The organism is Shewanella sp. 10N.286.54.B9, from assembly GCF_041468565.1.
Classification (GTDB): domain Bacteria; phylum Pseudomonadota; class Gammaproteobacteria; order Enterobacterales; family Shewanellaceae; genus Shewanella.
The window spans coordinates 17,576-33,763 of record NZ_JBFRIY010000021.1 but is presented as its reverse complement, the minus strand read 5'-3'; the positions used below and the strand labels follow the sequence as shown (position 1 = coordinate 33,763).

Below are 16,188 nucleotides of genomic sequence, written 5' to 3'. Positions count from 1 at the left end.
CGATCAAATCTTTATACTAATTGGTATTAGACAACGCTATATTGCCACTAATGGTAGAGGCATTGAGGTTAGCGCTGCCATCTCCCGCTTGAAATTTAAGGTACGTTTGCGGGGAATATTGTTCTTTTGAAACCTGATCATTGCTTAGCTTGTTTTTGATCGTGCCACCTGGGCCGCCATTGATGTTGAATGATACGTTGACCTCGCTGGTAAAGTGGACTTCGATATCACCACTGACACTGCCTAGTTTTGCTTTGTCAGTAAGTTTGCCAACTGAAAGCTCAATGTCGCCGCTAACGGTTTTTATGCTAAGACTGTCTACATCACCTAATGCTACAGTCGCATCACCAGAGACTAATTCGACTGATATTTGATCAGCACGGCTATTTGCGGTGAGTTCACCGCTGACTAGGCGATAAGCCACTTTTCCTGAACTATCTGTATCTTTTATCTCGCCAGAGACGGTTTCAAGCATGACTTTACCGCTCAGTGCACGGCTGCTGATATCCCCAGAAACAGTATGTAGCATCACTTTATCTTTTAGCTGGCTGGCTTTTATATCGCCACTGACCGAACTAATATCCATCTTTCCGTTGAAAGCATCAATACGGTAGTTGGCTGAAACGCCCTCAGCTTGCAGCTTTATCTGCTGAGGTAGCATGATAGTGAGATTGGAGCCATCTTTGTTGTTACCGTTGTACTGTCTAGGCATCTTGTCTTCGATCACCACATGGCTACCATTAACAGTAAAAGTTAACCCTTCGCTTAACTCGTCGAGCTCACCTTTTACAGAAACTTGGTTCTTATCCCAAGATTTAAAGACAACATCTCCTCGTTGGACATTGACGCTGACCTTAGCTTGGCCTTGGAGCGACTGTGTTTGATCGACGGTTTCTGCTGCGAGTATCGTTTGGCTGAAGATAAGCGAGGTTAATGCTAAACCGATAAGTGGTGTTCTATTCATATTAGTGCTCCCTGATTTTTGTCTGCAGCAGGTAATTTTTGACCTTGCTGTAATAACTCAATTTCTCGTTGTTGGGTCCAAAGCCACAGTTGCCATAGCTCTTTGTCATTGGGGGTTTTCTTTAGTGTTTGGTAAATTTTTTCAGCGGCTTTTCTGAGTTGTTCAATGCCCTTATTGAGTGGTAAGCCCAATTCAGTTGATTGCCAGTTAACTTTCTGACTTTGTTCTAATAAAGCAACTTGTTGCTCATGTTCTCGCTTTATATCCGCAAGTGTTGTTAACAGTGGTACAGTTACTGTTTGCGCGGTATAAGTGGGCGTGATAGCGCTGTTATTCCATAGTGTTGTGCCAATAACTGCACAGAGGAGTACCACGCTTGCAACGGCAACTCTGCGCCAATGATTCGGCTGGTTGTATTCCGGTTTATCCAGTTGCTTTTCGATATCAGTCCACAGTTCCCGCTCAGGCGTTAATGTGTTGGGCGTTTGTGCGATCAACTGCTGCAATTTATCTTGTGAATGGCTCATTTCTATACCCCTGTTAACCATCATTTAATCCAGCATTTCAGCTAATAACTTTTGTGCTCTATGGTATTGCGCCTTACTAGTTCCCGAAGCGATCCCCATAAGCTGACCAATCTCTTGGTGTTTGTAACCTTCAAGTGCATGCAGTACGAACACTATTCGGGCTCGTTCAGGCAAGCGCACTAAAATTTTATCGAGATCTTCATACTCATCATTGACCGTTTCGACATCTGTGTCGCTGGCAGTAAATCGAGACCAAAAAGAGCGGTGCTTTTTAAGGCTGTTTAGCGCCTGATTAACCGATAGGCTGTGCAGCCAAGTGGTGAACTGGCTTTGCCCTTTAAACTGAGGCAGCTTTTGCCACAAAGTAACAAAACAGTCTTGGGTGGCATCTTCTGCTAATGCAACTTGCCCTGTAATGCGAAAGCACAGTGCATACACTCGTTTATGGTGTTGCTGATAAAGCTGCTTAAACGCTGCTTTGTCGCCTTTTTTGGCGCTATCGATAAGGTCCGGTTCATTAAATGAACTCTGTTGTAAGACCTTCAATTGTGCTGTCACTACATGTTCCTTATGTGCCTGCCGATATAGATAAGACAAAGCTAACCTATAAAAAGGTTTAAACAGAAATAAAATAAATATTAAATGGGTAGTATTGCTGAAGCGATAGCGGGCTTAAAGAGGGGGCTAACAAGGTTTGATGGGGCTGAGAGGCAACCCCATTTTTGTAGCTATTTAGTCTTGGCTTACTTTTTCGTAGACCAATTGTGCGCCGACAAGGTCTGAAAGCGCTGTTCCAACAGTTTTAAATAGGGTGATTTGCTCTGCACTTTCCCTTGCTAGAGTTCCAGAACGGCATAATTGAGCCAACTCGCCTTTTACTTCATCGAGGGAGAATACGCCTTCCGCGACAGGCAATAACAGTTCACCTGCTTCAGCAAACACATTGATTTTCGAATCAACAAATACTGCTGATTTTTGAATTAATGCCGAGTCACACTCGCGACGATCATGGTTATGATTACCGACAAAATCGGTATGGGTGCCTGCTTGTACCCACTCTGCTGGGAATAAGGGAGTTGGTGAGCCTGTTGCGCAGCTAATTATATCTGCTTCACGTACGCTAGCTTCTAGGTCTTCGCAGTAGATCACCTCGATATCACTGCGCTTATTACGGATAAGCTCAATCGTTGCTCGGGCTTTGACTTCACTGCGACCCCAAACCTTAATCTGCGTGATTGGCCGAACACTCGCATGGGCAAGCGCCATAAATGAAGCCAAGTTACCGGTACCACATACTAGTAACTTATTAGAATTTTCACGGGATAAATACCGGCTGCCAAGTGCTGAAACCGCTGCTGTGCGCCAGTAGGTTACACTGGTGCCATCAACTAACGCTTGTGGCTCACCGGTTTCGCGGCTAAAAATAAGGATTTTGGAATAGAGGCTAGCCAAGTTTGGATCTTTTTTAGGGTTGCTTGGAAAGTAGGTAAAAGCTTTTACTGCAATGGTTTTTTCGTTCCACGATGGCAGCACGGCAAAAGCATCACTGTGACTGGTTGATTCATCAAGACTAAAAACTTGGCGTTGTGGCATTCCCGCGGGTCGAGAAAATGTTTCATCGAGTGCATCGACAAGCTCTTTGAAATTTAAGGACTGATGTACAGATTCAGCAGTTATGACTTGCATGATGGTCTCTTAATAATTAAGGTATATTTTATATTATTTTGCTTGGCTTGCTAGAATGAGTCAATCGACATTTTATATGGATATAAGCTGCATTAGCTTGGATACAGCAAAAGAAGTGCTGTAGTGCTATCTACTTTGTTAAGCATTGTTCTGTGGTATGGAAGATATATTGGGTGGTGCTCTGGCATCAGTGCTCTATACCTAACATTAACAAAATCAGTGCTTTGCGGTTGTCGACTTAAAGCGGTATTTGCTGAGTATTACGGTTTTATTAAGTTTTTATGGTTTAAATGGTTAAATGTGCGGCCATATATAACGTAATGTTGTAGAATCGCGGTCATATTTAATATTGCTCATAAGATGTTTTTATCTTGCTGTTGGGGGTTATATGTTGATCCGTCATAAGTTACTTTTAAGTGCTGTGCTATCTATAGCAGCGCTTGCTGCTATGTTTGGTTTGCAGCTTTATTTTGGCCAAGTCCAGTCTGAACTTTCTAAAGCATCACAAGAGATCTCTAGCCTTAAAAGTGAAGTGTTAAGTCTGCGCAGTGATGAAAAAGATTTCCTATCTCGATTGGATCTTAAGTATGTCGACAGACACCAATCAAATCATAATGATATTAAAGCACTGACCCAAGATCTCAATCAAGCGTTTACTCGATATGGCATTCCTACAGAGGCGCTGACTACATTTAACAATGACTTGAGCCTATACAGTAATACATTTAAAAATGTCGTTGCACTAAACCAACAGATAGGTTTAACCCCTAAATCTGGACTATATGGCACGCTGCGCAGCGCTGTTCATCAGGTTGAGTCCTTGGTAAAGCAATATGACGAGCCGCAATTAATGGTGCAGATGTTACAACTTCGTCGAGCAGAGAAAGACTTTATGCTTCGACGTAGCGATAGCTATATCGCTAAATTTGATGCCGGCATGAGTCAGTTTAATAGCGTGTTATCGCAATCGCTTTTAGAGGAACCTTCAAAGCAAGGTATTGCAAAGTTCATCAAGCAATACAGTGCTGACTTTAAGCTATTAGTGGTCAAAGAGCGTCAACTTGGCCTCAGTATCACTCAAGGGGAAATGGGCAAACTAAGGCAAGCGGTTGCCAACACCGACAGTGCGCTGAATCAACTTGAATCTTTAGCGCGAACAGCCATTGAAGAAAAAGAGAACTCGGCATTTATCTTAGGCTTATCTATTGCCGTGTTAATTGCACTCGCTTTAGTTGGTGCAACTTTTGTTATTATTCGCAGTATTATTGACCCAGTGAAGCAGATCACTGCGGTAATAACTCATATTGAAGAGAACAAAGACTTGTCGATGCGCTGTGATGACAGTAGTGATGATGAGCTTGGGCAGATAGCTAAACACTTCAACAGTATGGTTGAGAGCTTTCAGGAGCTTATTGAGCAGGTGACAACCTCGGTCGATACCATGAACCAATCTTGCCAAGACCTCGCCAGTAATGTGAATAGCGCTTCGCAAGGGGTCAGCAGTCAGTTAAATGAAACTGACATGGTTGCAACCGCTGTGACCGAAATGGGCGCGACTATCGAAGAGATTGCTAAAAATACTGAGCTAGCTGCTAATAAGGCCAGTAGTACACATCAGAACGCTCAACTTGGCCAGCGTGGTGTAGAACAAACTATTGAAAAGATAGAGTCATTAGCATCTCAAATTAATGAATCTTCAATCGTTGTTAATGAACTTGAAAAAGATAGTGAAACCATCGGCAGCGTATTAAGCGTGATTAAGTCTATTGCTGAGCAAACAAACCTACTCGCTTTAAATGCAGCGATTGAGGCTGCGCGTGCAGGGGAGCAAGGAAGAGGCTTTGCTGTCGTTGCCGATGAAGTGCGTAGTTTAGCCTTGAGAACACAAGAGTCTACTGAAGAGATATCTAATATTGTGCAGACATTGCAGAGTCGAACTCGCTCTATTGTGCAGGTGATGAACGCGAGCCGAATTCAAGGCGATGAAAGTGCTGTACAAGCGGCTTCAGCTGGTGATCTACTGCAACAAATAAACAGTGATGTTACTAATATTATGGATATGAGCACTCAGATCGCTGCGGCGATTGAGGAGCAAAGTATGGTGGCGACAGAGGTAAATAAAAACGTGGTGGTGATTAGAGATATTGCTCAAGCCACTGCCGATACTGCCGCTGAAAACTCTGCAGCAACAGAAAATGTAAAAGAGCGAGCTGAGTTCTTACAACGTGCAGTGAGTAAATTCAAAATCTAACATTATGCTCTGAACAATAAAAAAGGCTAGCTTCATGGCTAGCCTTTTTTATGCTGCTTGTTTAAGGGGGGGCTCTAGGGATAAGACGCATTGGTGCGGCGTCACTCAAGTAAGCCTCATCCACCTGATCAAGTTTATTATAACTAATCATCTGTCTGATCCCGTCGATATAAGCCTGTCCTCTTTCAGAGTATTTATCCAAGGTTCCAGCCAGTTCCATACCGGTTATTGGCGAGTTACTCGCTCTTAAGCTCGCCCTTAAGCTGCGTAGTTTCTTATAGGCATTATTGGTGTTGAGATTAAGCATATATCCTTCAACAGACGCTAACGGTGTATCAAAACGAGCTAAGCCATAATTGCCTAGTTCTTTTCGTTGTTGCTTGGGGATCATGCCGTTACCACTAAAGTCCCATTGGCCGAAAAATGCATTGCCCTCGATAGTAAACCTTGAGGTTGCCCAGCCACTTTCTTCCGCTGCTTGTACCAATACCAGTGATGGCGGCAGAATATCTATCTCTTCAAGTAATTGCTGTCGCTGTTGTTCGGTTATGGGTTGTTCAACGCTCTTAATTAGTCGGTATTTTACTGCGATATTGAGCAATACTATGTCATCTAAAGGAGCGGATTCTATTAAGCGTCTCTCTAATAGAATATTCTCGTTAGCCATTAATATTAATGGCGCAAGTAATCGAAAGAACACCATCTTTTTTTGTTGGACAGGTATTTGATTAGAGGTTTGTTGCCAGCGCTCACTGACTGAGTCGAAGGTTAGCCTAGGTACTTCTCGGTTGCCTGCTTGCCAACTTTTGGTATTGTAATTGAGTGAATCAAACAGCGCAGACAGTTCGTCAAGAGAGTTAATTTGAATATCTTTAGGAGCCTTTGTTGGTCTATCATCAGAGATATTGATAAAGCTCATTTGGGTCTGAGTAGACCCCTCTTTAGTGGCAAGATCTGCAGCAACAAGATGATGTTCAGAGTTGGTGCTGGACTGTTCACTGCTGTTTTTATTGACCGTTTCACTAGGCGCTTTGTTAGTTTTTTTTACAGTCTCAGCGGTATTAACGACAGTACTGTCTTTGTCTGGGCTAAATTGAGAGTTGGCTGCGTAAACTAGCAATAAAATGGTAGCGGCAAGTAGCGCGAGTTGTACTTGAGGTTTTCTAAGCATCTAAGCGTCCTTTGGTTGCTTTTATTGAGCACTAGCAAATGGGTAGGTACAGTCTAAACGTAGTCGAATATTGGCCAATATTCTTGATTTTTTACTTACTTAACACCGTACTATCAATGCGTGCAGCATATCATTGTCAACCTTAATACGAGGTTAATAAAGCGTGAATTGCACCAGTGTGATCGCTAAGTGGTTAAGGAATTGGGGAGGAGAGCTGGGCAAGTTAGTTATGATTAAGTGGAGAAAGCTCGGCGTGATAGCCGAGCTTTAGAGGAACGAGCTATTGGCTTAAATCAACAGCGACTTGTTGTGAGTAATACAGGGCGACATCTTTCATCTGCGTCTCAGACAGCATGCCTGCTTGCGCTTGCATAATAGGGTTTACTCTATCACCACGCTTAAACTGTACTAACTGTTTAAACAGGTAAGCGCCTTTTTGGCCTTTTAAGTTAGGGTAGGTCGTCATCATCTTTAGCATGGCATCACCGTGACAAGCGATGCAGCGCTGATTGGCAAGAGTTTCGCCTAAACTCGCATCTGCTTGATAGCTCAGGACGTTGCTGGCTAACCCTAACTGCTGCAGCGCCAGTGTATCTTTGAAAGAGTTATCCTCGGCGTACACGTAACCTGAAATCATTGCTGCACTGGCTAAACTGGTGTAGGTCAGTATTTTTAGTAAATATTGCACGTTAATGCTCCTTGTTCGCAGATGAAAGCTTTGCAGGCATAGGTGGCATTTGCTCAGGAGTTAAAGGTTTACGCCTAAAAATTTTCATATCAATGCCAGTTTCATTGTAATAAGTTTCAAGGTAGTCAAGTACAGGTTCCCAAGTATCAGATAAGTCCCAAAGCCCCTGTGTATCAATCATCCACTGAATGGTATCGCGCCACACTTCTCGACTACCGACATTTTGCGGGATGATTAGGCTGGTATGACAGGCGTTACACTGCTGTTTAACCACTTCCCACCCTGGTGCCATAATGAGCCCAGTGGTTGGATCAACAGGATAGTTTTTGACTTGATTTGCGTCGGCGGCCATCACTGCAGGGATAAACATCGTGCTTAGCACTGCCATAAACAATAGTGCTTTTCTCATCATACAACCCTTACTGCTACACGATGACAGCCATTGAAAAGGTAACCTTTGGGGTTCCACTGTGGTTGAACCATAGGCTGCGTATCGCCTTTGCTGTCAGTCGCACGGGCCCACACTTCGTAGTAACCCGTCTGAGGTAGCTTTAGCTCGATACTCCATTGCTGCCATGCCATAGGATTAACCGCTTTACTTAACGCTGCAGTTTGCCATGTTGTGCCATAGTCATAGCTGATCTCGACCTTAGACACATCACGTGTGCCGGCCCAAGCGTGACCGCTGACTTGCAGTGTATCGCCCAAGGAGAGTTCACGACCCGTTTGCGGGGCTGTGATAAGTGATTTGACGATCATCTCTTCAATGATTTTAAAGTCTTTGTTGTCGACCTTCTCACCTGGTGCTACGGGGTGCTTGGGGACTTGATAAGCAGGCGCTGCCATTTTCTTACCGTCATGAACGCGATCTCTAACCCCCATACCTACTGCGCACTTCTGCGACACTGAACCTGGACGACCACCAAAGACTATTCGTAGTGGGTAGCCATGCATATAAGGGATATCTTCGCCATTCATCCCCCAAGCTATCATGGCATTCTCATTCATCGCTGCCTCAATGGGAACGCCGCGAGATATCGCGGCGCCTTTGCCGCTAATATGCTTATCAGCACCATAATGAGCGGTATATACGGCGTCACTTTTAACGCCGCAATCTGCTAGGACATCTTTGACTAGCACTCCTGTCCATTCTGCGCAGAAAACAGCTGTATTACTCCATTGGTTACCTTTGGCATTAGGATAGAAGTTTTCTCGGCTATTGCCGCCACACTCCAATACCAGTTGCTGGGTGACTGTTTTGAATTTCTTTTTAAGTTCAGCAATGGTGTAGGTTTTTGGCGTTTCAATTGACTCACCATCAACGGTGAACTCCCAGGTATCGGCATCTATTTCTGCAAAGTTAGGCATCTGTCCATTCCAGCGGATAAACGCGATATCAGCAGGTGTTTTCGCTGGCGCAAGCAAGTGTTCGGGTGGAAATGCATTCAATGGACTTGAGTTGAGCACTTTAAAATGGCTAGGGAGATCTTCCGCTTTTGACCAAGTCACCGCAGAAACATCGAGCGGCGCCATACCTGCAGGACGGTTTTGTGCGAAAGCCCAGCTTGTAGGAAGCATAGCTGATACAGAGGTAGCAACAGCACCTTTTAGAAAATTACGTCTATCGATAGCCATTAGTGTTGTTCCTTTCCAGTATTGAAGTAGTTTGCCATCTGCTGCATCTGCTTTTCGTTAAGCAGTTTTGCGACCTTGCTCATTGTCTTATCCGGCCGTTGACCCGATTTGAAATGCTTTAATTGTTCGACCATATAGGCTGCATTTTGTCCCTTTAGATTGGGGATTGAGCTGTAATTGTTACTACCATCTTCACCATGACATGCGATACACATGTGCAGTAATTTCTGATCGTCTTGTGCTTGCGATGATGATATTTGTCCGGCAAGCGGTGCGAGTACAAAAATAAACGCAGCTAACTTAATTTTTATAACACTCATAAATAGCCCTTTTCGGGGGAAATAATTATTTTCACAAAGTGAATGAAGCCCTTTTTGTTTCGTGATCTTGATGACTCACGTGCTTTAGCGATATATAGGACTCTCATGTTTTGTTAATAGGTACCAAAAGCTTGGTCAGCGATTGAGATCGTAAAATTACAGATAAATGTGATCTATAGCCTGTAAAAAGTTATAAAAAGTTCTAAAAGAACCTGTTTTATCGATTTAAAATAGCCAATGACGCACTTTAGTATCGATAAATTCGAATCTAAAACAGTGGGAGATAGTTTTTGCTGGGTTATTGAACTTGTCGTTATAGCTTGCTAGGAAACCAGCTTTTTGTTTGGGCGAGGTTGGAAACAGGGAATAAGCGCATTTTTTAGTCATTGTCGACGAAAGAGTCGTGGTGTTTCAATGATGATTGAGAGGGGGTAACGGCGAGTGAACCGTCATTTTTAAAGGTTTAGTCGATGTATGGGTTTATATTGAACTCCAAGAATCGTTACAAAAATAGCGCCTAAATCAAAGTAAGCTTGAACGGCTTACACTTGCCCTAAGCGGATCTCTTTTTGGAGTGTTGTCCAGTTGATCACACCAACTATATTGTCTGCATTATCTTGATATATGTAGACCTCACCGCGTCGCTCTTTAGACAAGCACAGGTAAACCTCATTAAGGGTGGCTGTATCTGCTATCCCCTGGATCGGATGTCGAGTTAAGGTGGTGGCGGTATCACTGGCCTGCAGTTCAAGTTGGATCATCTCTACTTCGTTGTTGGTATTACGTGCCAATACCGAGCGACCTTCAGCGCGTTTTAGCACCTCTAATAGCAACTCATCATCGTCGCGAACAATCACAAATCGCTTATCCATAAGGTGGCGAACACCCACCTTTTGTAGACCTAGATTCACTGGCGCAACTTTATAACCAAGCCCCATTATTTCAAGTTGCTTGAAGAAAATTGATTTGGTTTTAAACCCTTGGTGTGAGATTAAGAACGCAGGAATAACGACAAACATAGACGGCAAAATGATAGAAGCGTTATCAGTCAATTCTATCAGCGCTACTAGAGCGGCCAGTGGTGCACTTAAACAAACTCCCATCATGCCTGTCATGCCAATAATGGTGTAAAGACCAATATAAGGCGCAATCGATGGGAACCAAATAGCACAAATTAAGCCGAGTATTGTACCGAGCAGGGCGCCTATGCCATATAAAGGGCCGATTAAACCGCCAGGGATCCCAAGTCCAATTGCAGCTATCGTGGCCACCATCTTGCCAATGAGTATGGCGCTTAAAAATAAAATACTTGGGTGCTCACTAATTGTTTCTGCAATGGCCAGTTCGCCGCTACCAATGGCTTGCGGTAACACTAGTCCAACTAAAGTCGTAATCGCACCTGCCAGCAGCAGCCTTTGCATTAATGGCCACTTTTGACCCATTGCAGTAATGCTCAGTAGCGAGCGGTTAAAAAAGGCCGCAATACAACCCAGTACAACGCCAAATAGTGCCAACAGTGGGTACTGGCTAAGGGGAATGACTGCTGCACCTATTTGTTCAAACTCATGCACATTACCAAAAACTATCTGACTGCTTAATGCGCCGCAAATAGCAGAGATCATTACTGGGAAAAAGTAGTGAATTTTGTACTCACGCAGCACCACTTCAAATACAAAAATAACCGCTGCTAACGGCGCATTGAAAATGGCAGCGATACCCGCAGCGATACCGCTGGCACACATAATGCGAACACTATTGTCGGGCAGTTTGAATTTTTCAGCTAATACACTGGCACTGACGGCGCCGAGATGAATGGCTGGACCTTCACGGCCAACAGAGAAGTTAGTTGCTAGGGCAAACAGCGCTTGAAAGAACTGACCGGGGGCTGATTGCAGTGGAATTTTGCCATAATGCAATTTAACGCGATGAATTACATAGGCAATTCCCATGCGTTTATATCGTTTAGATCCCATTTTTGCTACACCCCAGATCAAAAAAGATCCGAAAAGCGGCAATAATACTCGCCAGTCATCGATGATATCCGTAAAATTCAGAGCCTGAGTCTGGGTATAGGTGTCAAACCAAACTAAGAGCAATCGAAAAAGCAGGATGACACCTGATGCAAACAAAGCAAAAAGCAACGCTAGCACACACAGCTGAACACTGACCTTCGCTTGTGAAAGCGTGTCTTTAAGTTCAGTACTTAGGTACTTTTTAGCTTGCTGCTGCATTTTTACGATTGTTTGATACACAGACATTTCCAAAATTTTTGATTGTCACATTTGCTTTCAAGTGTGATTCTTTTATTAAGGGGCTGTTACTTAATGGCAAATTATCATCGTTGGCTCGATCGCTTGCAAGTGATAGAGCGACAATTTCGAACTTCAGGTACATATTTATTCTTATTAGTGCTGACAGCCTTTGTTCTAGGGGCTTTGTGTTTTGATGTTGGCACACGTTACTTTGCTGCTGAAGTCGAACAGCAGGCTGATACAAGCTCTGAGTTTGCAGCTGAATTGAAAGAGCTGGCAGACCTATTAGCCGCGCGAAATATTGAACTGGCTTTGGAAAAGGCTGCCAATACAAACATGCAAGCCATGTTTATTGAACAAGAGGGCAAACAGAAGGAACTTTCTCGTGAGCTGGCATTTTACCGTAGCGTGATGGCGCCAGAAAATAATGCAGAAGGCATAGCCATTAATGGTTTAGAGTTAAAGCCTGAGCTGTTGCCGCGTCAGTACCGGCTTAAATTAGTGCTGACTCAGCTTGAAAAACGTCGGCGTTCAGTGTCTGGGCGCAGTGAAGTGAGCTTTATCGGGCTGCAAGATGGTAAAGCTAAAACCATTAAGTTATCTGAATTGAGTGACGCACCGTTTAAATTCAAGTTTACCTATTTTCAGGTGCTAGAAACAGAATTCACTTTACCTGAAGGCTTTATCTTGTCTAGAGTGACGGCAAAAGTCGTTGTACCAGCAAGTCGCTGGACTAAAGGGTCACAGACTGAACAGGAATATAGTTCACAAGAATTACTTGTGAATGAAAATGAGCAGAGCATATTACTTGAACAAAACGGTCAGGTATTAGATAATTCTGCACAGCAAATAGATGTAAGAGGTAGTAATGACTGAACAAGCTGAAGATGCTTTGCCAATTAGCTTTACTGATGCGGCGGCATTAAAAGTAAAAACCTTGCTCGATGAAGAAGAAAATGATGCCCTTAAATTACGTGTATACGTAACTGGTGGCGGTTGCTCAGGTTTCCAATATGGTTTCACTTTCGATGAGAAAGTAAACGAAGGTGACTTTACTGTAGAGAAGCAGGGTGTTCAGTTAGTTGTTGACCCTATGAGCCTGCAATACCTTGTTGGTGGTGAAGTGGACTACACTTCAGGCCTTGAAGGATCACGCTTTTTCGTGAAGAATCCAAATGCAACAACAACCTGTGGTTGTGGTGCAAGTTTCTCAGTTTAAGCAAGTCGCTGACTGAGATTTGGCGGATTGTGTTTCGCCCATTAAAAAAGCCGTCAATCGACGGCTTTTTTGTGCCTGCTAGGGGCTGGTGAGCTTTCACCTCGTGAGCGAAGCATCAACGTTCAAGCCTTGCCTTAAATTATTGAACTCATACAAGAACTCAGCTGGAAAGAACTGCACCTTATTTAACGCATAATATTGAGGTTAACTTCTCGGTTAAAATACAGACTGACTTTACGATTGAAGGCTATCCACACTTGTACAATCGCTAACACAATCAATATGCTAAATATTATCCAGTCTGGCACTTGAGCTTTAAAGCTACCGATAGCAAAACTTGAAGGACCCGAAGCTGCAAGGTTCTCTGGATCGTACAACACCACGGGCAATATGCTAACAATGGCGAGTTGTAATGAGGTGTACACTCGCAACATGATTAATGCCGCTTTTTGTCTGCCGATAAGTGCCAGCACCATAAACAGGGTCAATATACAAAACAGCGCCCCCTGTTTGGCAAATAAGCCACTTACTGAAATTATTACTAAAAAAGCAAGTAGCGCGATAAGCCGTTTTGGCATGTTCACTTTAGTCGGGGCGGCAGTATTGTTAGCGGTATTATTGGTTTCCACTTTTTAATCTCTTTTGCAGGCGGCAGGGAATAGAAGGCTAGCTAATCGCTAGCCATAAAACGATAGTAATTAGTGACGCTTTTTAGGGGCTAAACGCTCTTCAAGTTCGTAAGGTGGGATCACCACACCTAAGTCATCTTGTACTGGGAATACAGCTACAAACAAGTCATCATCCTGCATACCAGGCACCCAACGCTCTAACCACTCATCAACTGGAATGGCTAATGCTTGGCAATCTTTCCAGTCATCAACAGCCCAAAGTGCAGCAGCCTCTTCAGTTGGCCACATCGGGATGCAGTCTTCATCATCAGTGGTTAACATTACGCAACCGTCTAGATCTTGTAATGACCATAAGGTTTTGTGTTCTTTAACTTGCTCAACAAGATAGTCATAACGAGATTCTGGCGTCATTTCAGTAATTTGCTTTAAGCTTTTGCTTTTGTTGCTCATGGTGTACGTCTCTCAATTTTAAAGGGGGCGAGCGTAAGCTATGCACGCAATGCGCCGAATTGCTGTGGATAGTAACATTTCATGCCGGAATGAAAAAGAAAACAGAGCCGAATCGACTCTGTTTTGGGGATTGCTATGTTTTTGGGTTAAAGAACTTATAAATAACACCAGCGAGTATGGCGCCGATTATCGGCGCCAGCCAAAATAACCAAAGTTGAGACAGTGCCCAATCACCAACAAACAGAGCCGGCCCGGTGCTTCTTGCTGGATTTACAGAGGTATTGGTTACCGGAATACTAATAAGGTGAATAAGCGTCAGCCCAAGGCCGATAGCGATAGGGGCAAAACCTTTTGGCGCGCGCTCATCAGTAGCGCCCAAAATGATGATGAGGAAAAATAGCGTCATCACTAATTCACACACTAATGCTGCAGTTAAGCTGTATCCACCAGGGGAATGTTCGCCAAAGCCATTAGAAGCAAAGCCGCCAGCTAGGCTAAAGCCATCTTGGCCTGATGCTATTAGATATAGAATACCTGCACCTGCGATACCGCCCGATACTTGGGCGATAATATAGGGCGCAAGCTCAGATGCTGGGAAACGACCACCGGCCCATAGGCCAAATGATACCGCGGGATTGAGGTGGCAGCCTGAAATATGCCCAATGGCAAAGGCCATGGTTAATACCGTTAATCCGAACGCTAATGCAACGCCTGCGAAGCCGATACCTAATTCAGGGAAAGCCGCCGCGAGCACTGCGGCGCCGCAACCGCCGAGCACCAACCATAATGTACCGATAAACTCAGCCGCCATTTTTTGAGACATACTCATAAGTCTTAATCCTTTTTGATTTGACCGACATACCTCAATGAACCGACTGCGTGACTGAATCCATTATGTGGTTTTATTTAAAGTTTGCGCACTCGCTATTGAATATAAAGCATAATTTCAATATATGTTAATTTGATGAACGAAATGACGCTTGTCCAGTAGAGAAACAAGCGCAATGAGGGAAGATGAGGCTATTGGTCAATCATCTGCATTATTGTCGCAGCAATCCCGGTATTGTCTTGATGACCGATAAAGGCTTCATAGCCTTTGCCGTAGGCAAACACTTGAACATCTACAGCATCATGGCCACTGGTTGTCCAGCCTGTATAGGTCGCGGTATCAATGAGGTGTTTTAAGGCTTTTGTTAGATATTTCTGCGGCCTTTTCTGTGCTTTGGCAGTCATAATCGTTTCTGTAAGTTGCAGTTTTTGCTCTTTTGTCAGTGGCAATTGTGTCGTTTGTTGCCAAAAAACGAGAGGCTGCTCTGATCGCAACATCTTTTGAGCAATGTCGTTTGGCATCATTGTAACTTGCTTTAGCGCTTGGCCTTGCCATTGATAGGTGCCAGCTCGCCCCAAACTTAAGCCACCAGTTGAATGATCCGCTGTCATAACAAGCAGCGTATCTGGATGAGTATCGATATAGGCCTTTATTAACCTAACTGTTTTGGCTAAGTCATCCATCTCTGCCATGGCGCAACTGATATCGTTACTGTGACCACACCAATCAATTTGACTGGCTTCTACCATCATCACAAAAGGTTGTTTACGGCTGCTGACGAGTTGTAGTGCTTTGTCTGTCATGGTCATTAATCGTGTGGGATGTTTACTTCCTAATGCAGGGGCTAAGCCTTTGTCGGCAAACAATCCGAGTGCGGGTATCCTAGTCAATTGATTGAGTTGGTCAATGTCATCAATGTATTGGTATCCGTGCTCGATAAAACCATGAGTTAGATCTGTGTCATCACGGATAAAATAACGCTTGCCGCCGCCGAGCATGATGTCGGCGACAGGCTGGCCATTAATAAGGTTTGTTAGATAACTGTCGGCAATCTCGTCATAGTTGCGTCTATGCTCGTTGTGGGCCAAAAAGCTGGCTGGAGTCGCGTGGTTGATTTGTGAAGTGACTATCACTGCTGTTGTTTTACCAGCAGCCTTGGCTTGCTCAAGTAAGGTGGTTAATGGCTGTTGCTCTTTAGTCACTGCAATGGCGCCATTATAGGTCTTATGGCTGGTGGCTAGCGCCGTTGCAGCCGCTGCTGAGTCGGTGACATAAGTATCATCATCGGGGTAGGTACTCGACATGCCCACCAAGAGTTTGTCGAATATGGTTTGCTCTACCATTTTTGTAGAAGGGTCATCATTAAAGTAGCGGTAGGCCGAGGTATATGCTGGGCCCATACCATCGCCGATAACGTAGATTATGTTCTTTGGCACAACTAACTTTTGGGTTGCGGTTAGCTGAGTCGTGGTCGAATAAGCACTGAAAACAGTAAGTAGTAGCAAGAGTAATGCACAGGGCTTCAATAAGTACTGCATAGAGATATCCCTAAATAGAAACACGATAA

General features: G+C 44.0%; 17 protein-coding genes. 3 read left to right on the top strand and 14 right to left on the bottom strand.

The features are described 5' to 3' along the window. Positions 1-16 precede the first annotated feature (16 nt). The 4 genes from AB4135_RS07955 to AB4135_RS07940 form a co-directional block, all read right to left on the bottom strand. The gene (locus tag AB4135_RS07955) at positions 17-964 is read right to left on the bottom strand and encodes a DUF4097 domain-containing protein (RefSeq protein WP_371991843.1); all 948 of its coding nucleotides are present in this window, start codon (positions 962-964) and stop codon (positions 17-19) included. Next, a complete protein-coding gene (locus AB4135_RS07950) occupies positions 961-1,491 on the bottom strand; it encodes a hypothetical protein (protein WP_371991841.1) in 531 nt (176 codons plus the stop codon). Before AB4135_RS07950 ends, AB4135_RS07955 begins: the two co-directional genes overlap by 4 nt. A gap of 24 nt (positions 1,492-1,515) precedes the next feature. Next, the gene (locus AB4135_RS07945; protein WP_371991839.1) at positions 1,516-2,049 is read right to left on the bottom strand and encodes an RNA polymerase sigma factor; all 534 of its coding nucleotides are present in this window, start codon (positions 2,047-2,049) and stop codon (positions 1,516-1,518) included. Between the two features lie 174 nt (positions 2,050-2,223). Continuing rightward, the gene (locus AB4135_RS07940) at positions 2,224-3,177 is read right to left on the bottom strand and encodes an ornithine cyclodeaminase family protein (protein ID WP_371991837.1); all 954 of its coding nucleotides are present in this window, start codon (positions 3,175-3,177) and stop codon (positions 2,224-2,226) included. Between the two features lie 388 nt (positions 3,178-3,565). On the opposite strand from AB4135_RS07940, the gene AB4135_RS07935 reads away from it, so the two are divergent. After that, positions 3,566-5,428 (top strand): methyl-accepting chemotaxis protein, encoded by a 1,863-nt coding sequence (locus AB4135_RS07935; RefSeq protein WP_371991835.1) that lies wholly within the window; start codon positions 3,566-3,568, stop codon positions 5,426-5,428. A 61-nt stretch (positions 5,429-5,489) separates the two neighbouring features. On the opposite strand, the gene AB4135_RS07930 is transcribed toward AB4135_RS07935, so the two are convergent. From AB4135_RS07930 to AB4135_RS07905, 6 genes are all read right to left on the bottom strand, one after another. Continuing rightward, on the bottom strand, positions 5,490-6,599 hold the full coding sequence (locus AB4135_RS07930) for a glucosaminidase domain-containing protein (RefSeq protein ID WP_371991833.1): 1,110 nt from the start codon (positions 6,597-6,599) through the stop codon (positions 5,490-5,492). Between the two features lie 280 nt (positions 6,600-6,879). Further along, entirely contained in the window at positions 6,880-7,287 is a 408-nt protein-coding gene (locus AB4135_RS07925) for a cytochrome c (RefSeq protein ID WP_371991831.1), read from the bottom strand. Between the two features lies 1 nt (position 7,288). Beyond that, positions 7,289-7,696: a cytochrome C gene (locus tag AB4135_RS07920; RefSeq protein WP_371991829.1), complete on the bottom strand. Its 408-nt coding sequence runs from the start codon at positions 7,694-7,696 to the stop codon at positions 7,289-7,291. Beyond that, positions 7,696-8,922: a sulfite oxidase gene (locus tag AB4135_RS07915; RefSeq protein WP_371991827.1), complete on the bottom strand. Its 1,227-nt coding sequence runs from the start codon at positions 8,920-8,922 to the stop codon at positions 7,696-7,698. The genes AB4135_RS07920 and AB4135_RS07915 overlap by 1 nt, the downstream gene beginning before the upstream one ends. After that, complete coding sequence (locus AB4135_RS07910; protein WP_371991825.1) at positions 8,922-9,242, bottom strand: cytochrome c; 321 nt, start codon at positions 9,240-9,242, stop codon at positions 8,922-8,924. The genes AB4135_RS07915 and AB4135_RS07910 overlap by 1 nt, the downstream gene beginning before the upstream one ends. A gap of 542 nt (positions 9,243-9,784) precedes the next feature. Continuing rightward, the gene (locus AB4135_RS07905) at positions 9,785-11,500 is read right to left on the bottom strand and encodes a chloride channel protein (RefSeq protein ID WP_371991823.1); all 1,716 of its coding nucleotides are present in this window, start codon (positions 11,498-11,500) and stop codon (positions 9,785-9,787) included. A 66-nt stretch (positions 11,501-11,566) separates the two neighbouring features. Here AB4135_RS07905 and AB4135_RS07900 point away from each other — a divergent pair, with 66 nt between their 5' ends. Further along, positions 11,567-12,370 (top strand): DUF6776 family protein, encoded by an 804-nt coding sequence (locus tag AB4135_RS07900; RefSeq protein ID WP_371991821.1) that lies wholly within the window; start codon positions 11,567-11,569, stop codon positions 12,368-12,370. Further along, complete coding sequence (gene erpA, locus AB4135_RS07895) at positions 12,363-12,713, top strand: iron-sulfur cluster insertion protein ErpA (protein ID WP_020913868.1); 351 nt, start codon at positions 12,363-12,365, stop codon at positions 12,711-12,713. Before AB4135_RS07900 ends, erpA begins: the two co-directional genes overlap by 8 nt. 185 nt (positions 12,714-12,898) lie before the next feature. Here the strand turns inward: erpA and AB4135_RS07890 are convergent, their stop codons facing one another. From AB4135_RS07890 to AB4135_RS07875, 4 genes are all read right to left on the bottom strand, one after another. Then, complete coding sequence (locus AB4135_RS07890; RefSeq protein WP_371991819.1) at positions 12,899-13,342, bottom strand: hypothetical protein; 444 nt, start codon at positions 13,340-13,342, stop codon at positions 12,899-12,901. Between the two features lie 69 nt (positions 13,343-13,411). Next, positions 13,412-13,792, bottom strand: a complete 381-nt coding sequence (locus tag AB4135_RS07885) for a DUF2750 domain-containing protein (protein ID WP_371991817.1) — start codon at positions 13,790-13,792, stop codon at positions 13,412-13,414. A gap of 133 nt (positions 13,793-13,925) precedes the next feature. After that, positions 13,926-14,621, bottom strand: coding sequence for an aquaporin Z (gene aqpZ / locus AB4135_RS07880; protein WP_371991815.1), 696 nt, complete (start codon positions 14,619-14,621; stop codon positions 13,926-13,928). A gap of 191 nt (positions 14,622-14,812) precedes the next feature. Next, positions 14,813-16,159: an alkaline phosphatase gene (locus AB4135_RS07875; protein ID WP_371991814.1), complete on the bottom strand. Its 1,347-nt coding sequence runs from the start codon at positions 16,157-16,159 to the stop codon at positions 14,813-14,815. Between the last annotated feature and the right edge of the window lie 29 nt (positions 16,160-16,188).